General features: G+C 71.9%; 12 protein-coding genes and 2 pseudogenes. 6 read left to right on the forward strand and 8 right to left on the reverse strand.

Annotated features, from left to right (window positions below; all coding sequences use genetic code 11):
• Positions 1 to 17: 17 nt before the first annotated feature.
• From AC38ZX_RS14145 to AC38ZX_RS14160, 4 genes and pseudogenes are all read right to left on the reverse strand, one after another.
• A complete protein-coding gene (locus AC38ZX_RS14145) occupies positions 18 to 947 on the reverse strand; it encodes a VOC family protein (RefSeq protein WP_491294927.1) in 930 nt (309 codons plus the stop codon).
• Between the two features lie 29 nt (positions 948 to 976).
• Complete coding sequence (locus AC38ZX_RS14150; protein WP_426592537.1) at positions 977 to 1,615, reverse strand: CYTH domain-containing protein; 639 nt, start codon at positions 1,613 to 1,615, stop codon at positions 977 to 979.
• A gap of 13 nt (positions 1,616 to 1,628) precedes the next feature.
• A complete protein-coding gene (locus AC38ZX_RS14155; RefSeq protein ID WP_491294928.1) occupies positions 1,629 to 4,178 on the reverse strand; it encodes an ABC transporter permease in 2,550 nt (849 codons plus the stop codon).
• Positions 4,175 to 4,917, reverse strand: a pseudogene (locus AC38ZX_RS14160) (ABC transporter ATP-binding protein). Before AC38ZX_RS14160 ends, AC38ZX_RS14155 begins: the two are co-directional and overlap by 4 nt.
• Before the next feature lie 194 nt (positions 4,918 to 5,111).
• On the opposite strand from AC38ZX_RS14160, the gene AC38ZX_RS14165 reads away from it, so the two are divergent.
• The 3 genes from AC38ZX_RS14165 to AC38ZX_RS14175 all read left to right on the forward strand — a co-directional run bounded on the left by AC38ZX_RS14165 (position 5,112) and on the right by AC38ZX_RS14175 (position 8,029).
• Entirely contained in the window at positions 5,112 to 6,569 is a 1,458-nt protein-coding gene (locus AC38ZX_RS14165; RefSeq protein WP_426592540.1) for a DEAD/DEAH box helicase, read from the forward strand.
• Positions 6,570 to 6,669: 100 nt separating this feature from the next.
• Positions 6,670 to 7,275 (forward strand): sulfite oxidase-like oxidoreductase, encoded by a 606-nt coding sequence (locus AC38ZX_RS14170; protein ID WP_491294929.1) that lies wholly within the window; start codon positions 6,670 to 6,672, stop codon positions 7,273 to 7,275.
• Positions 7,268 to 8,029: a ferredoxin reductase gene (locus AC38ZX_RS14175; RefSeq protein ID WP_491294930.1), complete on the forward strand. Its 762-nt coding sequence runs from the start codon at positions 7,268 to 7,270 to the stop codon at positions 8,027 to 8,029. The genes AC38ZX_RS14170 and AC38ZX_RS14175 overlap by 8 nt, the downstream gene beginning before the upstream one ends.
• Positions 8,030 to 8,101: 72 nt before the next feature.
• Here AC38ZX_RS14175 and AC38ZX_RS14180 read toward each other — a convergent pair.
• Together AC38ZX_RS14180 and AC38ZX_RS14185 are read right to left on the reverse strand one after the other, a co-directional pair.
• Positions 8,102 to 10,765, reverse strand: a pseudogene (locus AC38ZX_RS14180) (phosphoenolpyruvate carboxylase).
• Positions 10,766 to 10,842: 77 nt separating this feature from the next.
• Positions 10,843 to 11,697, reverse strand: coding sequence for an NAD-dependent epimerase/dehydratase family protein (locus AC38ZX_RS14185; RefSeq protein WP_491294931.1), 855 nt, complete (start codon positions 11,695 to 11,697; stop codon positions 10,843 to 10,845).
• A gap of 88 nt (positions 11,698 to 11,785) precedes the next feature.
• On the opposite strand from AC38ZX_RS14185, the gene AC38ZX_RS14190 reads away from it, so the two are divergent.
• The 3 genes from AC38ZX_RS14190 to AC38ZX_RS14200 all read left to right on the forward strand — a co-directional run bounded on the left by AC38ZX_RS14190 (position 11,786) and on the right by AC38ZX_RS14200 (position 14,512).
• The gene (locus AC38ZX_RS14190; protein ID WP_491294932.1) at positions 11,786 to 12,172 is read left to right on the forward strand and encodes a winged helix-turn-helix transcriptional regulator; all 387 of its coding nucleotides are present in this window, start codon (positions 11,786 to 11,788) and stop codon (positions 12,170 to 12,172) included.
• Positions 12,173 to 12,205: 33 nt separating this feature from the next.
• On the forward strand, positions 12,206 to 14,122 hold the full coding sequence (locus AC38ZX_RS14195) for an SDR family NAD(P)-dependent oxidoreductase (RefSeq protein ID WP_491294933.1): 1,917 nt from the start codon (positions 12,206 to 12,208) through the stop codon (positions 14,120 to 14,122).
• Positions 14,123 to 14,194: 72 nt separating this feature from the next.
• Complete coding sequence (locus tag AC38ZX_RS14200) at positions 14,195 to 14,512, forward strand: hypothetical protein (protein WP_426592548.1); 318 nt, start codon at positions 14,195 to 14,197, stop codon at positions 14,510 to 14,512.
• Between the two features lie 102 nt (positions 14,513 to 14,614).
• Here AC38ZX_RS14200 and AC38ZX_RS14205 read toward each other — a convergent pair whose 3' ends face one another.
• Positions 14,615 to 16,453 carry a DUF4214 domain-containing protein gene (locus AC38ZX_RS14205; RefSeq protein ID WP_491294934.1) on the reverse strand — a complete coding sequence of 613 codons (1,839 nt, stop codon included), beginning with the start codon at positions 16,451 to 16,453 and terminating at the stop codon, positions 14,615 to 14,617.
• Positions 16,454 to 16,797: 344 nt separating this feature from the next.
• The gene (locus tag AC38ZX_RS14210) at positions 16,798 to 20,781 is read right to left on the reverse strand and encodes a galactose oxidase-like domain-containing protein (protein WP_491294935.1); all 3,984 of its coding nucleotides are present in this window, start codon (positions 20,779 to 20,781) and stop codon (positions 16,798 to 16,800) included.
• Between the last annotated feature and the right edge of the window lie 110 nt (positions 20,782 to 20,891).

Consider the following 20,891-nt stretch of genomic DNA (forward strand, 5'->3'; position numbering starts at 1 on the left):
CCGCCCGACGGCTGCGGTCAGACAGCCGCGCTGACCCGCACCACGTTGCGCCACGGGTCCTCGAACCGCAGGGTCTCGCCGTCGTGCGCGGTGGCGTAGCCGGCGGAGATCACCCGGTCCGCGAGCGCACCGAGGTCGTCGGCGGTCGGCACGGCGATCCGCACCTCGCCCAACCCGAGGGCCGAGGCGCGCGGGCCCGCACCGGCGCTGTTCCACGTGTTCATGGCGAGGTGGTGGTGGTACCCGCCCGCCGAGACGAACAGCGCCCCGTGCCACTGCGCCGTCACGTCGAAGCCGAGCGCGTCGACGTAGAACGCCCGCGCCGACGGCACATCGCCGACGGACAGGTGGACGTGGCCGACCACCGCGTCGCCCGCGCCGGGCTCCTGGTCGGTGAGGTGCTCGCCCAGGAAGGCGTTCGGGTCGAGGCGCAGCGAGTCCATCTGGATCCGCCCCTCGGCGTCCCGGTTCCACAGCGTGCGGCTGCGGTCCCAGTAGAGCTCGACGCCGTTGCCCTCGGGGTCGGTGAGGTAGAACGCCAGGGAGACGAGGTGGTCGGCCGAGCCGACGTAGGACGTGGGCTCGCGCTGCGCGACGGAGGCGAGGGTGGCCGCGAGGCCGGCCTCGTCGTCGAAGAGGATCGCGGTGTGGAACAGGCCGGCCGCCCCGCGGACGGCCGGCGGCAGGTCCGGCGTGTGCTGGAGGATCACGAGCGGCGTCGTGCCACGGCCCAGGGTCACGGTCGCGGGTCCGGAGGTGAACCGGTCGCCGGGCTGGTCGAGCACGTCGAGCGCCAGCGCGTCGCGGTAGAAGCGCAGCTGCCGGTCCAGGTCGCCGACCAGCAGCGTCACCGCGTCCATCCACGTGCCGGTCGCGATCGAGTCGTGGCCGTGCTGGGCGGTGAGCGGGACGGAGGCGCCCTGGCCGGGCGTGGGTGCGGTCGACATGGTCACCTCAATGGTTGACGCTACAACCTTTATTCCGGCTCTTGGCGATGGTTGTGCCCGAGGCTCTGCAGGAACCGGGGCCCGTCGGCGGCCAGCTCCGTCTCGTACCGCGGCGCCCACGAGCCGTACGGACGGCCCGCGAGCGCGTCGTTGGAGAACCGGGGGTCCGAGGTCAGCTCGGTGACGCAGAACGACGGGATGGTCAGGTCCGTGACCGGTCCCCCGCGCTCCACCTCGGCGACCACGAGCGGGGCGTTCGCACCGGCGAACGTGTCGATCACCCAGCCGTCCTCGCCGAGCCAGACCGAGTGCCGGGTCTTGGCCACGCGGGCACCACCGCGGCGGACCATCTCCAGACCGACCGAGACGTCCAGCTCGCGCTCGGCCTCGTACCGCGTGCCCTCGTTCATCGGGCCCTTGACGGTGATGGCGCACAGGTCGATGCGATCGGCGTACGCCTCCAACAGGGCCAGCTCGTCGAGGGCCGGCGTGAGCACGAGCCCCGTCACCGAGCTGGCCTGGACGCGGACCCGGATCGCGTAGCCCTCGTCGGCCAGGAAGTAGCTCTGCACGATCAGGGCCGGCGAGGCGTCGAGCAGCTCGCGCGGCAGGTCGCGCACCCAGAACCGCCGCTCGAACTCGAAGTCGCCGTAGCCGGTGTCGCTCACGTTCCGAGGGTAGTCATCCGTCGGTGGAGACGGCGTCGAGCACCGGCAGACGCGCCGCGCGGACGCCGGGCCAGACCGCCGCGAGCACCCCGACCACGATCGCGAGCACGACCATCAGGGCGAGGCTCGCCCACGGGATGTCGAGCGTGCGCAGGCCGACGTCGGAGAACACCGTGGGCAGGGTCGACGCCAGCGCTACGCCCACGGCCAGCCCGACGACCGTGCCGAACACCGCGGTGAGCACCGACTCGACCGTGATCGTCGAGCCCAGCTGCAGGCGCCCGAGCCCCACGGCGCGCAGGAGCCCGATCTCGCGGGTGCGCTCGATGACCGACAGGGCCAGGGTGTTGATGATGCCGAGCACCGCGATGACCACGGACAGACCGAGCAGCGCGTAGAGGATGACGAGCACGCGGTCGACCTGGTCGGCCAGCTGCGAGACGAACTCCGCGCTGTCCATCACCGAGACCACGACGTAGGGCTTGACCGTCGCCGTGAGCTGACCGCGCAGGGCCGCGACGTCCGCGCTGTCGGCGGCCGTGACGAACACGGTGGTCACCGCCTGCTGGTCGGGCGGCACGAGCTGGTCCAGCACCGGCTGCCCCACGACGAACGGCACGCCGAACGCCGGCGAGTCGATGACCGCGCCGATCTCGATGCGCTGCGTCCCGTTCGTGCCGACCACGTCGACGCTCTGGCCGAGCGACCAGTGCTCGTCCTTCATCGTGGTGCGCTGCACCGCCAGCTCGCCGCCGGCGAGCGCGTCGTGGAACGAGCCCTCGACCACCTCGGTCTCGATGCTCCGGCCGACCGCGTCGGGGTCGATGCCGGTGATCGCGAACGGCGACGCGTCGACGAGCACCGAGGCGGTCGCGAAAGCGTCGGCCGCGCGCACGTCGGGCAACGCACGCACGTCCTCGATCGCCTGCGCCGGGATGGTGCCCTGGGCCGCGCCGCGCAGGATGTAGTCGGTCGTGGCCTCGCGGGACACGATCGCGCTGGTCGACGCCTGCGTCGTCGCGGCGATGACCGCGGCGGCGCCGACGAGAGCCATCCCGATCATCAGCGCGCCCGCGGTGTTCGCGGTCCGGCGCGGGTTGCGGGTGACGTTGCCGCGGGCCAGCCGCCCGACGGGTCGCCAGCCCGAGAACGGCGCCGCGAGCACCCGCAGGATGCCGCGCGCGAGGATCGGCGACGCGGCGAGCACCCCGATCACCACCGCCGCCGCGCCGTACCCGAGCATCGCGCCGGCGTGGTGCGCGGTCGGGTCGAGCAGCGTGACGACGAGGATCGCCACGCCGAGGACGACCAGGGACCCGCCGACGACGGCCCGGCGCCGCAGCGAGCGCTCCGGCACGGTGACCTCGTCACGCAGCGCCTCGACCGGCGGCACGAGCGCGGCACGCCGTGCCGGCAGCGCCGCCGCGAGCACGCTCACCAGCGTCCCGACGAGCACGGACACGACGATGGTGAACCCGTCGAGCGGCACCTGGCCGGTCAGCTGCATGCCGAGGCCGCCGAGGACCGAGCGCAGGACCACGACGAGCCCGAGCCCGCCGAGCACGCCCAGGACGCTGCCGATCACCCCGACGATCGCGGCCTGCAGCACGATCGAGGTGAACACCTGCACCGGCGACGCCCCGACCGCCCGCAGCAGCGCGAACTCGCGCATCCGCTGCCGCACCCACATGGAGAACGTGTTGGAGATGATGAAGGCGCCGACGAACAGCGAGATCCCGGCGAACACGAGCAGGAACGTCGTGATGAAGCCGAGCAGCGTGAGCACGTTGGCGATGCCCTCGGCACGCATCGCGTCCCCGGTGATGACCTCGGCGTGCGCGTCGTCGGCCGCGACGGCCGGGGCGAGCCGGTGGACCAGGTCCTCCTGCGAGATCCCGGCGTCGGCCAGCACCGAGATCGACGCGACCGTGCCCTGCGGCGCGAACGCGGCCTGCGCGCTCGCGGGGTCGATGAACACCACCGTCGCGCCGGCGAGTGCGGGTCCGATCCCGATCTCCCCGACGACCCTCACCGGCTCGACCTGACCGCCGAGCACGATCGACGTCGCGTCCCCGACCACCAGTCCCGAGGCGTGCAGCGTCGCCGTCTCGACCGCGATCTCGCCGGCCCCCGTCGGTGGTCGACCGGACACCACGGTCGTCGCGCGGCTGCGGACGTCGTAGGCGAAGCCGAGGCTCGGCGCCTGCGTGCTCTGCACCGCCGTGCCGTCGGCGCCGACCAGCACGACCGGCCCGGACAGGTCCGGGATCGCCGCGGCCACCCCGTCGACGGCCTCGAGCTGCGGCACCAGGGACAGGGGCACCGGGTTGCGGGGCTTGCCCGCGACGACGTTCTGCTCGCTCGTCCCACCCACCACGTCGGCGCCGCGCACGTAGGCGTCGCCGAGGGTCGTGGTGGAGACGATCTCCGAGAAGGTCGAACCGAGCATGGTGCGCAGGGCGAAGGTGCCCGCCACGAACGCGACGCCGAGAGCGACGGCCAGCACCGACAGGCAGAACCGCACGAGGTGCGCGCGCACGCCGCGCAGCGCCACCCGGGTCACGGCGAGCTCACCGCGCGGATGCTCGCCAGCTGAGCGAGGACCGCCTCCGGGGTCGGCTCGCGCAGCTCGCCGACCACCCGACCGTCGGCGAGGAACAGGACGCGGTGCGCGTAGCCGGCCGACGTGGGGTCGTGCGTCACCATCACGACGGACTGCCCCAGCTCGTCGACGCTGCGACGCAGGAACCCGAGCACCTCCGCGCTCGCGGTGCTGTCCAGGTTGCCCGTCGGCTCGTCGGCGAACACCACCGCGGGCCTGCTGACCAGGGCGCGCGCGCACGCGACGCGCTGCTGCTGGCCGCCCGACAGCTCGCTCGGCTTGTGCGACAGCCGGTCGGTCAGGCCCAGGGTCTCGACGACGAGGTCGAGGTGCGCGCGGTCGACGGGCCTGCGGGCGATGTCGAGCGGCAGCGTGATGTTCTCCAGGGCGGTCAGGGTCGGCACCAGGTTGTAGGCCTGGAAGATGAACCCGACGCGCGTCCTGCGCAGGGCGGTCAGCTTGCGCTCCGACATCGAGCTGACCGTCTCGCCGTCCACCACCACCGTGCCGGACGTCGGCTTGTCCAGACCCGCGAGGCAGTGCATCAGCGTCGACTTGCCCGAACCGGACGGCCCCATGATCGCGGTGGCTCGCCGCGCACCAGGTCCACGTCGACGCCGTCGAGCGCGCGCACGGCCGTCGGACCCGAGCCGTACACCTTGCGCAGGTCGCGGGCCGACGCGATCACCGTGCTCGTCATGCGTCGATCTTCCCCCGTCGGAGCCGGGCTTGTGACGCTCACCACCGCGTACGGGTTTCGATACACCTGTATGAGAGACTGAGGACACCACGGGCTGCGCGAGCTGCGCGCCCCGCGTCGTGGAGGTCCCCCGAGCACCCGCTCAGGTTGCTCTGGCGGCGGACCCCGACCACTTTGCCCGAGAGGCTTTACCTGTGACTTCTTTCGCCGAGCTCGGCGTGCCCTCTGCCCTGTCCTCCGCGCTGACGGAGCAGGGCATCACGGCCCCCTTCCCCATCCAGACCGCTACTCTCCCCGACTCCCTGGCGGGTCGCGACGTCCTCGGCCGCGGCCGTACGGGCTCCGGCAAGACGTTGGCGTTCGCCCTCCCGCTCGTGACCCGCACCGCGGCGGCGGGCAAGGGCAAGGTCGCCCGGCGCCCCCGCGCGCTGGTGCTGGCCCCGACCCGCGAGCTCGCCACCCAGATCGACGCGACGATCGCGCCGCTGGCCAAGGTGCTCGGCCTGAACACGACCGTGATCTTCGGCGGCGTGTCGCAGGGCCGTCAGGTCTCCGCGCTCAACGGCGGCGTCGACATCGTCGTCGCCTGCCCGGGGCGCCTCGAGGACCTGATGAACCAGAAGCTCATCTCGCTGGAGGACGTGCAGATCACGGTTCTCGACGAGGCCGACCACATGGCCGACCTGGGCTTCCTGCCCGTCGTGAAGCGGATCCTCGACAAGACGCCGCCGCGCGGCCAGCGCCTGCTGTTCTCGGCCACGCTGGACAAGGGCGTCGACCAGCTGGTCAAGCGCTACCTGTCCAACCCGGTCGAGCACTCCGTGGACAGCGCCGAGTCGCCCGTCGCCGCGATGACCCACCACCTGTTCGAGGTCCGCGACGCCGAGTCCAAGAAGGCCGTCGTCCACCACCTCGCCTCCGGTACGGGCCGTCGCGTCCTGTTCATGCGCACCAAGCACCAGGCCAAGAAGCTGGCCAAGCAGCTGACCATGGACGGCATCCCCGCCGTGGACCTGCACGGCAACCTGGCGCAGGCCGCCCGCGAGCGCAACCTCGAGGCCTTCTCGTCGGGCGCCGTGCGCGTGCTGGTCGCCACCGACATCGCCGCCCGCGGCATCCACGTGGACGACATCGAGCTCGTCGTGCACGTCGACCCGCCCGCCGAGCACAAGGCGTACCTGCACCGCTCCGGCCGCACCGCGCGTGCCGGGTCGGGCGGCGACGTCGTCACGATCGTCCTGCCCGAGCAGCGCGGGGACGTCCGCCAGCTGACGCGCGCGGCCAAGATCACCGCCACCCCGAAGCCGGTGAACGCCGGCGACGCGACGCTCACCCGGCTCGTCGGCGAGCAGGCTGCTCCGGTCCGCTACGTCGCGCCGCCCGTGACCACCCAGCAGTCCTCCGGCGGCGGGGGCGGCTCGCGTCGCGGCGGAACCGGTCGCGGCAACGGGTCGAGCAGGCAGGCCTCCGCGGCCGCCGGTGGCGCCGCTGCTCCGGTGGGCGGCCAGCGTCGGCAGTCGTCGGGCGGCACCTCTGCCGGTGCCCCGTCGGGCCAGCGTCGTCGTCGTGGCGGCTCGGGCCGTGGCGGTTCGGGCGGCGGCTCGGGTGCGTCGTCCTCCGGCGGCCCGCGCGTCGTCTACTCGCGCGGCTGATCCCCGATTCGTCAGAGGCCGGTCCTTCTCGGGCCGGCCTCTGGCGTATCCGCAGGTCGGGCCGCATGATGGTGCTCTCCGACGCACCTGGGAGCCCCGTATGGCGATCATCTCCCGCGGCTTTCGCGGCAAGCGCGAGACCGACCCTCGCATCCCGCCCGGTCAGTACCTCGAACGTGGCTTCCCGGTGCTGTCCGCCGGACCGACGCCACGGGCCGACCTGTCCACGTGGACGTTCTCGATCACAGCGGACGGCTCCCCCCTCACGACCTGGACCTGGTCCGAGCTGACGCACCTGCCGCACGAGGACGTCGTCAAGGACATCCACTGCGTCACCAAGTGGTCCAAGCTCGACTCGGCCTGGCGCGGCATCTCGCTGGACACGCTCCTCGACTCTGTACAGATCGATCCCGAGCATGCGTACGTGATGGCCCACTGCGACGGCGGCTACACCACCAACGTCCCGCTCGCGGACCTGCGGGGCGGAAAGGCCTGGATCGCCTACCAGTACGACGGCGCTCCGCTGCCGCCCGAGCACGGTGGCCCGGCCCGGCTGCTGGTCCCCCACCTGTACTTCTGGAAGTCCGCGAAGTGGGTCCGCAGCCTGGAGGCTTCCATGACCGAGAACACGTGGGGCTTCTGGGAGCGGCTCGGGTACCACGAGTACGGCGACCCCTGGAAGGAACAGCGGTACTGGGGTGACTGAGTCCTACACCCTCCCCTGGCTCGTCGGGACGCTGGTGGCACGCAGGACCGAGACCGCGTCGGCCATGACGCTCGAGCTCGACGTGCCCGGGTGGCACGGTGCGATGGCCGGCCAGCACGTCGACGTCCGGCTGACGGCGGAGGACGGCTACTCCACGCAGCGCTCCTACTCGCTGGCCTCCCCGGGCACGATGGGCCTGCCGGGCGGACCCGTCACGTCCGAGCGGATCGCCCTGACCGTCCAGGTGGTCGACGACGGCGAGGTCTCCCCGTACCTGACCGAGGACCTGCAGATCGGCGACCAGCTCGCCCTGCGCGGCCCGATCGGCAACTGGTTCGTCTGGCACGCGACCGACCCGCACCCGGTCCAGCTGATCGGGGGCGGCTCGGGCCTGGTCCCGCTCATGTCGATGGTGCGGACGCGCCGGTCCGCCGCCTCGTCGTCCCCGTTCCGCCTGCTCGTCTCGGTCCGCACCCCCGCCGACGCCCTGTACGCCGACGAGCTCGCCGTCCTCGGGCCCGACGTCGCGATCACCCACGTGTGGACGCGGACCGGACCGCCCGGCTTCGACGGACCCCTCGGACGCGTCGACGCCGCGGTGCTGCAGGATGCCTGCTTTCCTCCCGACCTGAACGCGCACGTGTTCGTGTGCGGCCCGACGCCGTTCGTGGAGCTCGTCGCCGACACCCTCGTCGACCTCGGCCACGACCCGGACCGGATCCGCACCGAGCGGTTCGGCCCGACGGGCCCGTAGGCGCCGGCGCCCGTGACAGGACGACGACCCGGACCCGTCGGGGTCCGAGCCGTCGGCTGCACGAGGTGAGGGTCAGCCGGTGTTCTGCAGGCCGGCGGCGACGCCGTTGACCGAGAGCAGGAGCAGCCGTCGCAGGTCGTCGACCTGGTCGGGCGCGGCGCCCGTGCGCAGGGCGCGCAGCGCGCGCAGCTGCAGGAGCGAGAGGGCGTCGACGTACGGGCTGCGCAGCTGGACCGCGCGGCCCAGGATGCGGCGTCGCGACAGGATCGCGTCGCTGTCGGTGATGCGCAGGACCCACGTGCGGGTCAGCGCCATCTCGTCGAGCACCTGACCGGCCAGGTCGTCCCGGTCGCCGAGGGCGAGGTAGCGCTGGGCGATCCGCTCATCGGTCTTGGCGAGCGACATCTCGACGTTGTCGATCATCGTCGTGAACAGCGGCCACTGCGCGTACGCGGCGCGCAGCTCGTCGAGGTCGGCGACGTCCTCCAGGGCGGTACCCAGGCCGTACCAGCCGGCCAGGTTGATGCGCGCCTGCGACCAGGAGAACACCCACGGGATCGCACGCAGGTCGTCGAGCGACTCGACCGACAGGCCGCGACGCGCAGGGCGCGAGCCGATGGGCAGCAGACCGAGCTCCTCGAGCGGGGTCACCTCGGCGAACCACTGGGGGAAGCCCGGAGACTTGACCAGCTCGTGGAACCGCACGCGCGACGTCTCGTCCATGCGGGCGGCCAGTGCGGTGAACCGCTCGGTCGCCGCGGCGTTGTGCCGCTCCACCGAGGGCGCACCGGCCAGCAGCGTCGCCGCGGCGACCTGCTCGATGTGCCGGGCGGCGATCGTCGGGTCGCCGTAGCGGGCGAAGATGACCTCGCCCTGCTCGGTGAGCTTGAACCGACCGTCGACCGACCCGGGGGGCTGGGCCAGCAGGGCCCGGTTGGCGGGGCCGCCGCCGCGCCCGAGCGCGCCACCGCGGCCGTGGAACAGGGTCAGGACGATGTCGTTGTTCCGGGCCCACTCCGTGATCCGACGCTGCGCCGTGTCGAGCGTGAGCGTCGCGGAGACCGGCCCGACGTCCTTGGAGGAGTCCGAGTAGCCGAGCATGACCTCGACGCGCCGACCGTTCTCCGCGAGCCGACGCTGCACCTGGGGGAACGCGAGGGCGCCGTCGAGGATGTCGACGCTCGCCTCGAGGTCGGCGAACGTCTCGAACAGCGGGATCGCGTCGATGATCGGCGTGAAGTCCGACCCCTCGAACGCGAGCCCGCCAGCTCGTAGACCGCGGCGAGGTGCTCCGCGGACTGGGTGAACGAGACGATGTAGCGACGGGCAGCCTCCAGGCCGAACCGCCGCTGCACCTCGCCGAGGGCGCGGAACGTGGCGATCACCTCGACCGTGCGCGGCTCCAGCTCGCCGTCCAGGCCGTTCTTCGCGATGTCCGCGAGCGCGCCCTCGTGCACCTGCGAGTGCTGCCGCACCTCGAGCTCGGCCAGGTGGAACCCGAACGTCTGCACCTGCCAGATCAGCCTCTGCAGCTCGCCGTACGCGGACCGCGGGGCGCCGGCCTCGGCCAGAGAGCGCTGCACGACGGCCAGGTCGGACTCGAGCTCGGCGGCGCTCGGGTACGCCAGCGAGTGTGCGTGCGTCCGTGTCGCGGCGATGCGCTCGGCGAGGAAGTAGGCGACCCGGCGGTGCGGCTCGTTCGGGGCGTCGACGGCGATCCGGTCGGCCAGCGGCGCCGAGATCGCGACCTGGCTGTCCCAGAGCGCGATCAGCTCGGCGGACGCGGGGGTGTCGTCGCCGGAGAGCGTCAGGCCGCCCGCGGTGCGTCGGGCGGAGGCCTCGCTTCGCTGAGCACCTTGTCCGACGACATCTGCGCCGCCTGCAGCGTGATGTCGGCGGTGACGTTCGGGTTGCCGTCGCGGTCGCCACCGATCCAGGAGCCGAGCCGCGCGAACGCCCGCACGGCGGGCGCGGTGGTTCCGGCGGCGTCGGCCAGCAGCCAGTCGTCCAGGCGGCGGTACACGTCGGGCAGGGTGTCGGCGAGCGTGGACTCGAAGACGCTGAGGACCGTGCGTACCTCGTCGAGGACGGTCGGCTTGGCCTCGCGCAGCGGGGCCGTGCGCCACAGGGTATCGATCTCGCCGAGGAGCCGGCGGTCGTTCTCCGCGAGCGACATGCCGCCGATGCTGCGCGAGTCACGCTCGGCGACGACTCCGCGATCCTCCGGATCGACGCGGAGACCGCGCGCCGACGCGCCTCGGTGGGGTGCGCCGTCAGGACGGGCCGGAACTCCATCTCCGCCAGCCGCTGTCGCGCGACGTCCTGCCCGACCTCCTGCGCCAGCTTCGCGACCGCGGCCGGCAGCGAGTCGTCGGGGGCCAGGTGGTGCGGCAGCAGGCTGGCCTCGCGCTCGCGCAGGACGCGGACGCGGTGGTACTCCTCGGCGGTGTTGGCCAGGTGGAAGTAGCACGTGAACGCGCGAGCGACCTGCTCGGCGCGGGCCAGCGTGAAGCCGGAGACCAGCTCCTCGGCCTGCGCGAGCGCCTCCGCGTCGGGACCGTTGTGCGCGCGGATCGCCAGCTCGCGCAGCTTCTCCACGTCGGCGAGCAGGTCGTCGCCACCCGCCTCGCGCAGCACGCGCCCGAGGAACTCGCCCAGCACGCGGACGTCGTTGCGCAGCGGTTCGGGTACCTCGTGGTTGGCCAGTCCCTGCGGGGCGTCGCTCGGTGCAGTCACGGGCCAAAACTAGGGCACGTTGGGCGGTCCGTGCCCGGTGCGTCCAAGGCTGTTACATGTGAGACACGTCTCGCCCCTCACGCGGACAGCTCGTCGAGCAGGGCCGGTCGGCTGGGCGCCCAGCCCCACACCGTCCGGGCGAGAGAACCGCCCGCCGGCTGGTCGAGCAGGAGCGCGTCCGCGAACGCCGCGCCGAGCCGGGCACGCGTGTCCTCGTCGCTCTCGGCGAGCACCCGACCCTGCGGGCCGACCACCGCCTGCGCGATCTCGCGGACCGTCGGGGTCTGGCCCGACGCCGCCACCACCCGTTGCCCTCGCGGGCCGCTGCTCAGGGCGGCGACGAACGCGTCGGCCAGGTCCTCGACGTGCACGACGGACCAGCGCTGCTCGCCCGACCCGACGAGCCGCAATGTTCCGTCGGCGGTACGAGAACCCGGCCCGAACACGCCGGGAACCATCCCGCGGCCCTGGCCGTAGACGACCGCGGGCGCCACGATCGTCGCGCGGACGTGGGAGGCGAGCAGACGCTCCTCGCGCGGGATCCGCCACGCGACGATCTCCGGCGGGTCCAGCGGGCGGTCCTCGTGGACCGACCCCGATCCCCAGATCCAGATGCCGCTCGTGTGCACGTACGGCTTGTCGGTGCCCGAGAACGCCTCGATGACGGCGTCGATCACCGCGTCGTCGAACGCCGGGTTGTCGGCGTCCCCGGTCGCCGCCGTGTGGATCGCGGCGTCTACCTCCCGCAGCCGGGCGACGAGCCACAACGTGTCCGTCAGGTCGTGCACGAGGGCCGTCGCACCGCCGTCGCGCGCCCGGTCCGCCGCCTCCGGCGATCGCGTGACGGCGAGGACGTCGTGACCGGCGGCGACGAGTGCCGCGAGGACGTTCGAGCCGACGTAACCGGTCGCACCGGTGAGAAGGACGCGCATGAAGACTCCCGAGGTGGTGTGCCCGATCTGGGTCGTCGCCGATAGTATGGAATAGATACCAGTCTCTTCAACGGAAGTCAGGCACCCCGTGGATACCGAGCCCTGCAGCGACCCGGCCTACGACGTCCTCGACGTGACCTGCCCGAGCCGGATGGTCCTCGCACGCGTCGGCGAGAAGTGGACCGTGCGCATCCTGCTCTCGCTGGACCGGTCGGTCCTGCGGTTCACCGAGCTGCGCGGCCTGCTGACGGACATCACCCCGAAGGTGCTCACCGCGACATTGCGCGCCCTCGAACGGGACGGGTTGGTCGCGCGGCAGGTGTTCGCCGAGGTCCCGCCGCGCGTCGAGTACCGGTTGACCCCGCTCGGCACCTCGCTGCTCGACGCCGTCCAGACGCTGCGCTCGTGGTCGGAGGCGAACGCGCCCCTCATCCTGGAGGCACGGGCGCGGACGGACGCCGCGGCGCTCGTCTGAAATAGACCCGCCCCGGGCCGCGTTGCGCCACAGATGACCACGACGATCCTGCTCACCGGCGCGACCGACGGACTCGGACGGGCGGTGGCGGACCGGCTCGCGGACGACCTGGACACGGTCCTGATCGCCCACGGCCGCAGCCCCGAGCGGCTCGCGGCCCTGGAGGCCTCGCTGCGCAACCGACCCGCGCGGGTGCTCACGGTCCGGGCGGACCTGTCCGTCCTGGCGGAGGTACGGGCGCTCGCCGACGAGGTGGCGACGCTCACCGACAGCCTGAACGTGCTGGTCAACAACGCGGGGGTCGGTTACGGCGACCGGTCGCTGACGCTGGACGGGAACGAGCTGCGGTTCGGGGTGAACCACCTGGCGTCGTTCGCGCTCACCCAGCGGCTCCTGCCCCTGCTGACGGCCGGCGCACCGTCCCGCGTCGTCCAGGTGGCGTCCCTGGGCCAGAGCCCGATCGACTTCGACGACCTCACGCTCGCGCACGGCTACTCCGGCACCCGTGCGTACGGCGTCAGCAAGCTCGCGATGATCACCGCCGGACTGACGTTCGCCTCGCACGTCCCCGCTGCCCAGGTCACCGTGAACAGCCTGCACCCGGGCACCTACATGCCCACCAAGATGGTGATGGACACGATCGGGTACTCCGTCGACACCCTCGAGACCGGCGTCGAGTCCGTCCTGCACCTGGTCCGCGACCCGTCCCTCGACGGCGTCACGGGCCGGTTCTTCGACCGTCTGCGCGACGCCCGCGCGTCCGACGAGGCGTACGACCCGACCATCCAGCAGCGCCTGTGGGACGTGAGCACGGCGCTGACAGCTGACCCGTCAGTCGTCGCGCGCGATCGTCGTGCGCACCGCGGTGACGGTCGGTCGCTGCGGCACGGAGGAGAACCCGAACCGCACGGGCGGCACGGTGGGCAGCAGGTCACCGCACGGCTGAGAACCCCACGTCGCACTGACGGCGACCACGCGGTGCTGGCCCGCCGCGCCGTACCACTCGCGTCTTCCGGCTCCGGCCGCGCCGCGCGTCCGGACGCCGCGCAGGACAGCCCGGGCCACCGGGTCCGCGGCGGTCGCGAAGGCGCGGGATCTCGTGAGCACCCGGGGCACCGACGTCAGCAGCGCACCGAGCGCCGTCGGACCGCCGATCGTCACGACGGCGTCGAGGGGTCCGGCCCGCACGCACCACGTCCGGGCGACCGGGTCGCACCGCACCTCGACCCTCGCGAGGACGACGTCGTCGAACGCGTAGGTCGCGGCGATCTCGTCCGCGATGCCCCGGGTCGGCGCGACCAGGGTGCGACGGCCGTCGGCGTCCTCGGTCATGACGTCAGCGAACGGCGGCCACCGCGAGCGCAGCCACCGTCCGACGACGATCCTGCGACCGTCGGCGGTCGCGAGGCCCAGGATGTGCCCGTCGTAGCGGTCGATCACCCGCTCAGTCTCCCGGCTCGTGGCGTCGACGGCCCTGCCGTCCGCCGCGTCTCCTCCGGTTGCGGACCTATCCGGACGGCAGTCCAATACCCAGAAGGGGGGATCGACAGAAGGAGGCTCGACATGGACGCCAAGACCGTATGGATCATCGTCGCCATCGTCGTCGTCATCGTCGTCGTCATCGCGATCGTGATGGCGAGCGGCCGGGGACGGAGGGCGGCCGACGCGCAGCGCGCGAAGGCTCAGGAGATCCGCGAGCAGGCAGCCGCCGACCAGGTCGAGCTGCAGCGCCGCGAGGCCGAGGCGGCTCGCCTCGACGCACAGGCACGGCTCGCGCAGGCCGAGGCGGACGCCCGGGCTGCCGACGCCGCGGCGCTCCAGAACGAGGCCCGCGCACACGCCCAGGAAGCGAGCGGTGCGCGCACGGAGCTGGACGAACGGCTGAGCAGGGCCGACCGGATCGACCCCGACGTCGTGGTGGACGACCCTCAGCCCGACGCTCGAGCCTGACGAGCTCGCGGCGGGGCGGGCGTACTCTCGTCCAGCCCGCTAGTCGACGGCTCGTGACCCCTGGGGATGCCTGTGTCGCCCGAAGCAGCCCCCGAGCCGGCCACCCTCTCGCCGACCAGGCTGCGCGTCGGGATCTTCCTGGTCTTCCTCTGGTGGATCCCTGTCTGGTTGGCCGCGCCGGTGATCGCCGAGGCCTTCGCGCTCGATGCCCACGACGTGCTCATCTGGCTGATCGTGGTCCAGACGATCGTCGGCCTCGCCGGCGTCCTGGTGGTCGGCCGGCAGATCGCCCGGATCATGAAGGGCATCCCGGCCCGGCGGATGCTGCCGACCGTATGGCACGTCCTTCGCCACGGCAGCATCGGGACGCCGGGACCGTCTCGGACATGAGCCGTACGGGCCCCGAGAACCGAACGAGAGCCCGGCCGACCCGGCCGGGCTCTCGTTCGTTCAGACCGACGTCATCGACGCCGCCCTGCCCTGCCTCGGTGCTCAGACGTGCGAGCGGTACTCCAGGCTCGCGACGATGCCCGCGATGATCTGCTCGTCACGCGAACCGCCCTGGATCGCGCTGACCCAGCCGGCGCGGCCGGTCGGGTCGATGCCACGACCCAGCAGCTTCAGGTAGTACGCGTTGACGACGGTCGTCAGGTGCTCGGACGAGTACAGGAAGCCGTGCGCGACCGCCTGGCGGCTGGCGCCCTTGTCTAGCCGAGCGCGCCAGGTGGCGATCTCACTGGGCGCGGGGTTGCGGCCCAGCACCGTCTGGTACAGGAGCGTGATCCACGTCGCGTCCGTGCCGCCGGCCTTCGCGTAGAACTCCGACGACGCGATGAAGCCACCCTGCATGTCCTCGATGTGCACGCCGCTCTGCATGGCGAGCAGCCAGTCAGCCGCACCCTTGCTGTCCGGGAGACGGGTCAGGTACTTGCTGTAGGTGTCGCGGATCATGCCCGAGCGGTACTCGGCGGAGTACGTGATCCCGTCGGCGACCTTTCCGTACGGCGTGCCGCCGGCAAGCGCTGCGGACCAGGCCGCGAGGCCCTGCGGGTCAGGGTTACGACCGAACAGGTCGTGGTAGACCCTCGTCACGTACGCCTTGATCGGGTCGATGACCGGCACCGGGACGAAGTTCGCGTTGATGGCGCCGCTCAGTGCGGCGACGCTGGTGAGCTGGCCGGCGACCGAGTTGCTGCCGAGGTGGATGCCCTCGGTCTGGATCGTGTTGGTCGGGTACAGGGCCGCCATGTCACGGAGCGTGATCGGGTCGGCCTGCGAGCCGGGAGCCGGGTTATCGATCTTGCGGGTCCACACCTTGGTGTCCTGCGTGACCGTGAAGACACCGGTCTGGCCCGGCGTCCACCCGTTCAGGTACGGCTCGGCGACGATGGTCGCGTAGCCCGAGGTACCCGTGCGGTTGATCTCCCACACGAGGCTCGTGTGGTAGCCGCTGGCGCGGGAGATGGTCATGGTGGTGGTCGGCACGCCCTGCAGGTTGCCCGAGACCGGGTGGTACCAGTCGATCGGCTTCGCGGACGCGCCGGCGAACAGCAGACCGTCGGCGGCCTGGACCGGAGCCGTGTCCTCGGTGAACCACGAGCCCGACGGCACGTTCGCGACCGGCGCGACGAAGTTGTCGTTCACGCAGCCGGTCACGGCGCCCACGGTGGTGAGCTGGTCCGCGGCGGAGTTGGTCTGGAGGTGGATGCCCTCCGAGATCAGGGTGTTCGACGAGAACAGGGCAGCCATCGCGCTGAGCGCGATCGGCTCGGCCTGCGAGCCGGGACCGGAGCCGATCTTGCTGGTCCACACCAGGGTGTCCTGCGTGACGGTGAAGACGCCGGTCTGTCCGGGGGTCCAGCCGTTCTGGTACGGCTCAGCCGCAATGGTGGCGTAGTCCGACAGGTCCGCGGCACCGGTCCGGTGGATCTCGAAGACCAGGCTCGTGTGATAGCCGCTGGCGCGCATGATCGTCATGCTCGTGTCCGGCAGGCCCTGCAGGTTGCCGGAGACCGTGTGGTACCAGTCGACCGCCTTGGCGTGGGCGCCGGCGAACTCCAGACCATCCGCGGCCTGCGTCGGCGCGATGTCCTCGGTCCACCACGAGCCAGCGGCGTCGCAGGGGACCTCGGGGCTCGCGCTGTCAGTGGCCCACGCCGGCGCGGCCGTGAGGGCCGCCGCGGCGACCATCACTCCGCCGAGGGCGAAGCCGGTGATCCGGCTCGTTCGAGTCTTCACGTCGTATTTCTCGCATTCCGCGCGGACGTCTCGGCCCCCGCCATCGTCGTCGATGCAAGCGCCCGAAACGGGCCGCACCTTCTCTCCGGGCATCTTGAGATGCGACCGGTCCGCGGGAAGGCTAGCCGGGCGACAGCGGCCTTGGAAAGCGATGTCCTTGGCGCCTCACCTGCGAAAACACCCAATAGTCGGACAAATGTCCAGGAAGAGACCGGGTGAAAAACGTCCCGCGGATGGAGGCCCGGACGGGACGGTCCAGAGGCGTCGCCGACGATCGGCCGCACACGCCGAGCCGGCCCGGGTCACCGACGCGACGATCGACGTCGGACGACCGGCACCTACGCGGAGGAACCGGTCTCGCACCTCGGGTCAGCGGGGCAGGATCTCGAGTGCAGCGACGTTCCAGCGGTCGGTCGTGGGCGACGTGTCGTTCAACGTCACCGACGATCCGGCCGGCCCACCCGGCACCGATCGCGACTGCACCCAGAAGGTGTCCCCCACGCTCGCCAGGTACTCGTCGACCTTGGTCTGGCCCGGGCCGACGACGCGGGCGACCGACCGGTCCCAGTCGTTGCCCACGCCCCAGACCCACGATCCGGGCACGGTCGAGGTGAGCGAGGCCGTCGGCGACCCCGTGCTCGCGCCGGCACCGGCGACCGCGCCGTCGGCGACGCTCGCGTTGGTGAAGCCGACCACCGTGATCGAGCCGACCTGCGACCCGCCCGACCGGGTAGCCGTGATCGTGGCGTTCGACAACGGTCCGCCCGCGGCCGCCACCCAGATCTCGGAGGTGCCGGCCTGCGTGTTGGCGCGTTGTCGCAGCCGCCAGGTGAGGCCGCCGCCCGTGACCGCTGAGAGCTCACGGCTCCCGGCGACGGGCCGTCCGAGCTGACGAAGGCCACGATGAGCTCGTTCGACCCCGTGGTCGTCAGCCCGCCGACGGCGATCGAGGTCGCCGCCGAGCTCTGGTGCAGGCTGACGGTCTTGTCGATGCCGATCGCCGTCGTCTGGCTCGGGGTCGTGACGGTGCTGGTGCTCGAGGGCGCGCTGACGTTACCGGCCGCGTCCTGGGCCGTCACGGTGTAGCTGTAGGCCGTCGTCGGCTGCACGGTGGTGTCGACGTAGCCCGTCCCCGGCGAGGTGCCCACCGGCGCGCCGTTGCGCAGGACGTTGTAGCGCGTGACGCCGACGTCGTCCGAGGACGCGGTCCACCCGAGGGTGACCTGGGTGCTCGACATCGCAGTGCTGAGGAGGTTGGTCGGGGCGCTGGGCGCCGTGGTGTCGGCGAGCACGGTGATCGTGGCTTCGTTCGACGGCGCGCCGGCGTTGCCGACGCCGTCGTTCGCCCGGACCTTGTAGAAGTAGGTGCCGGCCACGACCCCGGTGTCGGTGTACGACGGCGTGGTGGTCGCACCGACCTTGGTGCCGGGGCTGGGCGTGAAGCCGGACGTGGTCGACCGATACACGTCGTAGCCGGTCACGCCTACGTTGTCGGTGCTCGCCGTCCAGCTGAGGGTGGCCTTCCCGACGGCGCCGGTGCCAGAGAGGTTCGTCGGCGCGGACGGTGCGAACGTGTCCTCGTACGGCGCAGGAAATCGGATCATGGCCGACACCGACGGGACGCCCGCGCCGTTGACGATCGACAGCATGTAGTAGCCGGGAGGCGCGGTGTTCCCGTCGACCGGCATCTGCACGTTCAGGCCACCGGCCGCCTGGGTGAACGGGAGCGAGAGGGCCCGCGAGTTCTGGTCGAACGAGTGGGTGACCGAGCCCGTGCGGATGAGCGACACCGACGTGATGCCGGCGGCGTCGGGCGTCGCGACGAAGGTGGCCTGCCCGTACTGGACGGTGCCCGGTGCGGAGGTGATGGTCGGTCGGGGGCCCTTGAAGAGGTAGGACGGGGAGTAGATCTGCGCCGACTTGTGGTCAGGAACTCCGGCATCGCCCCCGCCCCCGGACACGAAGACCCGCCCGTCGGGCAGCAGCACTGCCACCGAGTGGTAGAGCCGGGCCTCGGACATCGCCGCCAGCGTCGTCCAGGTCCCGGTCGCGGGGTTCCACCGTTCGGCCTGGAGCACCCCGTTGGCGTCGTCGTGGCCGGACTTCTCGGTGTCGCCGCCGGTGGCCAGCACCGTGCCGTCGGGCAACGCGGTGAGGTTCACGAAGCTGCGCGCGAACGCCATGCTGCTCGTTGGTTGCCAGGTCGGGTTGGGCTGGCTCATGTCGAGGGTGAACGCGGTGCGGCTGGAAGGACCTGAGTTGCCGCTGTCCGCCGCCGAGCCGGCCTTCATGAATTTGTCGGGGGCGTAGTTGACGATGCTCGATCCGTCGATGACGCGGCTGTCGATCGTCGTCCAGGTCTGCGTCGCCACGTTCAGGACCTTGGTGACCGACGGGGTCTCGGATGCGCCGCCCCACAGGATCCGCCCATCCGGCAGCTGGTACTGGAACGGGTAGACGGGCTGTGGCTGGGTGGCGGCAGGCAGGGTGGACCAGCTGTTGCCCGGCACGTCGTAGACCTCAGGGGTCACGACCAGGTCCCCGTCCGCCTTGTCGTAGCCCGAGGTAACGAGCACGCGTCCGTCGCCCATGGTCGTGCCGGTCGCGTACCAGCGCGCGAGCTGCATCGGCGCCAGGTTCTGCCACGTCTCCGTGGACGAGTCGAAGGCCGTGACGTTGCGGATGCCGAGGCCGCCGCTCGTCGCCGTCCCGCCGATCACGAGGATGCGTCCGTCCGCAGTGACGGCCTGGCCCGCGCAGAACAGGTCCGCGGCCGCGTTGGGCACCTGGTTGATGGAACCGCTGACCGGGTCGAAGACGTACTGCTGGCCGGCCTGGGTGAAGTCGCCCTGGAAGGTAAGGATCTTGCCGGTCGGGGTGAGCGCGGCGTGGATGGAGACCTCGGGCCACGGGATGCTCGGCGCCCACTGACCGATGACCGCCGGGTTGTTCGTGGCGTTGGCGACCGTGACGGTGACCACGGCCGACGTCCCCGAGTTGCCGGCCGCGTCCCGGGCCACGGCGGTCACGGTGTGCGCCCCGTCCGCGGCCGCGGTGGTGTCCCAACTGACCCCGTACGGAGCAGTCGTGTCCTCGGTTCCGAGTGGCGTGCCGTCCACTTTGAACTGCACGCCCGCGACGCCGACGTCGTCGTTGGCGGTTGCCGCCAGCGCGATCGTGCCCGCCACCGAGGACGCGTTGGTGGGGCTGGTCACCGACGCCGTCGGGGACGTCGTGTCCGCGACCGGCGAGAGCGTCGTGAGGGTCCGGTCCGTCGAGAGCGCGAGGTTGCCGGCGGCGTCGGTCGAGCGAACCCGGTAGTGGTAGGTCGTCGCAGCAGACAGGCCGCCGATGGCCTGCGAGTGGGCAGTGACCCGGTTGGTGTCGAGCGTGGTGCTCGTGCCGTAGCCGGCACTCGGCCCGTAGTCGACCTGGGAGCTCGAGGCCTCATCCGTCGCCCACGTCACGGTCGCCGAGGTCTGGGTGATCGACGTCGCCGTCACGCCGGAGATGGTCGGCGGCACGGTGTCGAGCGCCGGCGTGGTGACGGTCGCGCCGGTGGATCCGGCCGACGAGTTCCCGGCCGCGTCGTACGCCTGCACGGTGTAGGTGTAGCTGGTCGCAGGGCTCACCGCGGTATCGGTGAACGACGTGCTCGTCGTGGTCGTGATCGAGGTACCGCCGCGCAAGACGCGGTAGCCCTGCACCGCGGTGTTGTCCGTGCTCGCCGACCACGCCAGGTTCACCTGGTTCGGTCCGACGGCCTGGGCGACCAGGTTGGCGGGAACGGTCGGTGGCGTCGCGTCCGGAGAGGCGCTGGTGATCTCGATCAGGGCGAGGTTCCAGCGATCGTTCGTCGGAGCCGTGTCGCTGATGGGGACGACCGTGCCGGCATTCGCGGTCGTCGCCGTCTGGCGCTGCACCCAGAACGTGTCGCCGACCGAGGTCAGGTACTCGTCGACCTTGGTCTGGCCGGTGGCCACGGTGCGAGCGGTCGCGCGGTCCCAGTCGTTGCCGACACCCCACACCCACGAGCCCGCTCGAGTCGTGGTGACGGAGCCGGCCGGGGCGCCCGTCGCCGCGTTTGCCGTGCCGACAGCACCGTCCGTCGTCAGGTCCGCGCCGACGAAGGACGCGACGGTGATCGAGCCGACCCAGCTGCCCGCATGAGTCGCCTGGACGGTCGCGCCCGTCAGCGCGGTCGGAGCGACGGCGGTCCAGATCTCGGAGGTACCGGCCCGAGCGTTCGACCGCTGCCGCAGGCGCCAGATGACACCCCCTCCGGCGACGCTGCTGAAAGTCTGCGTGCCGGCCACGCTGGGACCGTCCGCCGTGAGGAAGGCGACCAGGAGCTCGCCCCCCTGGGTGGTCGTGAAGGCCGGCGACGTGACGCTCGTGGCCGACCCGCCGTGCGTCGTCACCAATGAGTCGAGCGACAGAGGGACCGCCGCGGACGCCGGCTCCACGGGTCCGACGGCCGCGACGCCCACGACCAGCAGGACAGCTGCGAGAACGGCGGTGGCACGCCGAT

Source organism: Cellulomonas sp. McL0606 (genome assembly GCF_058248365.1).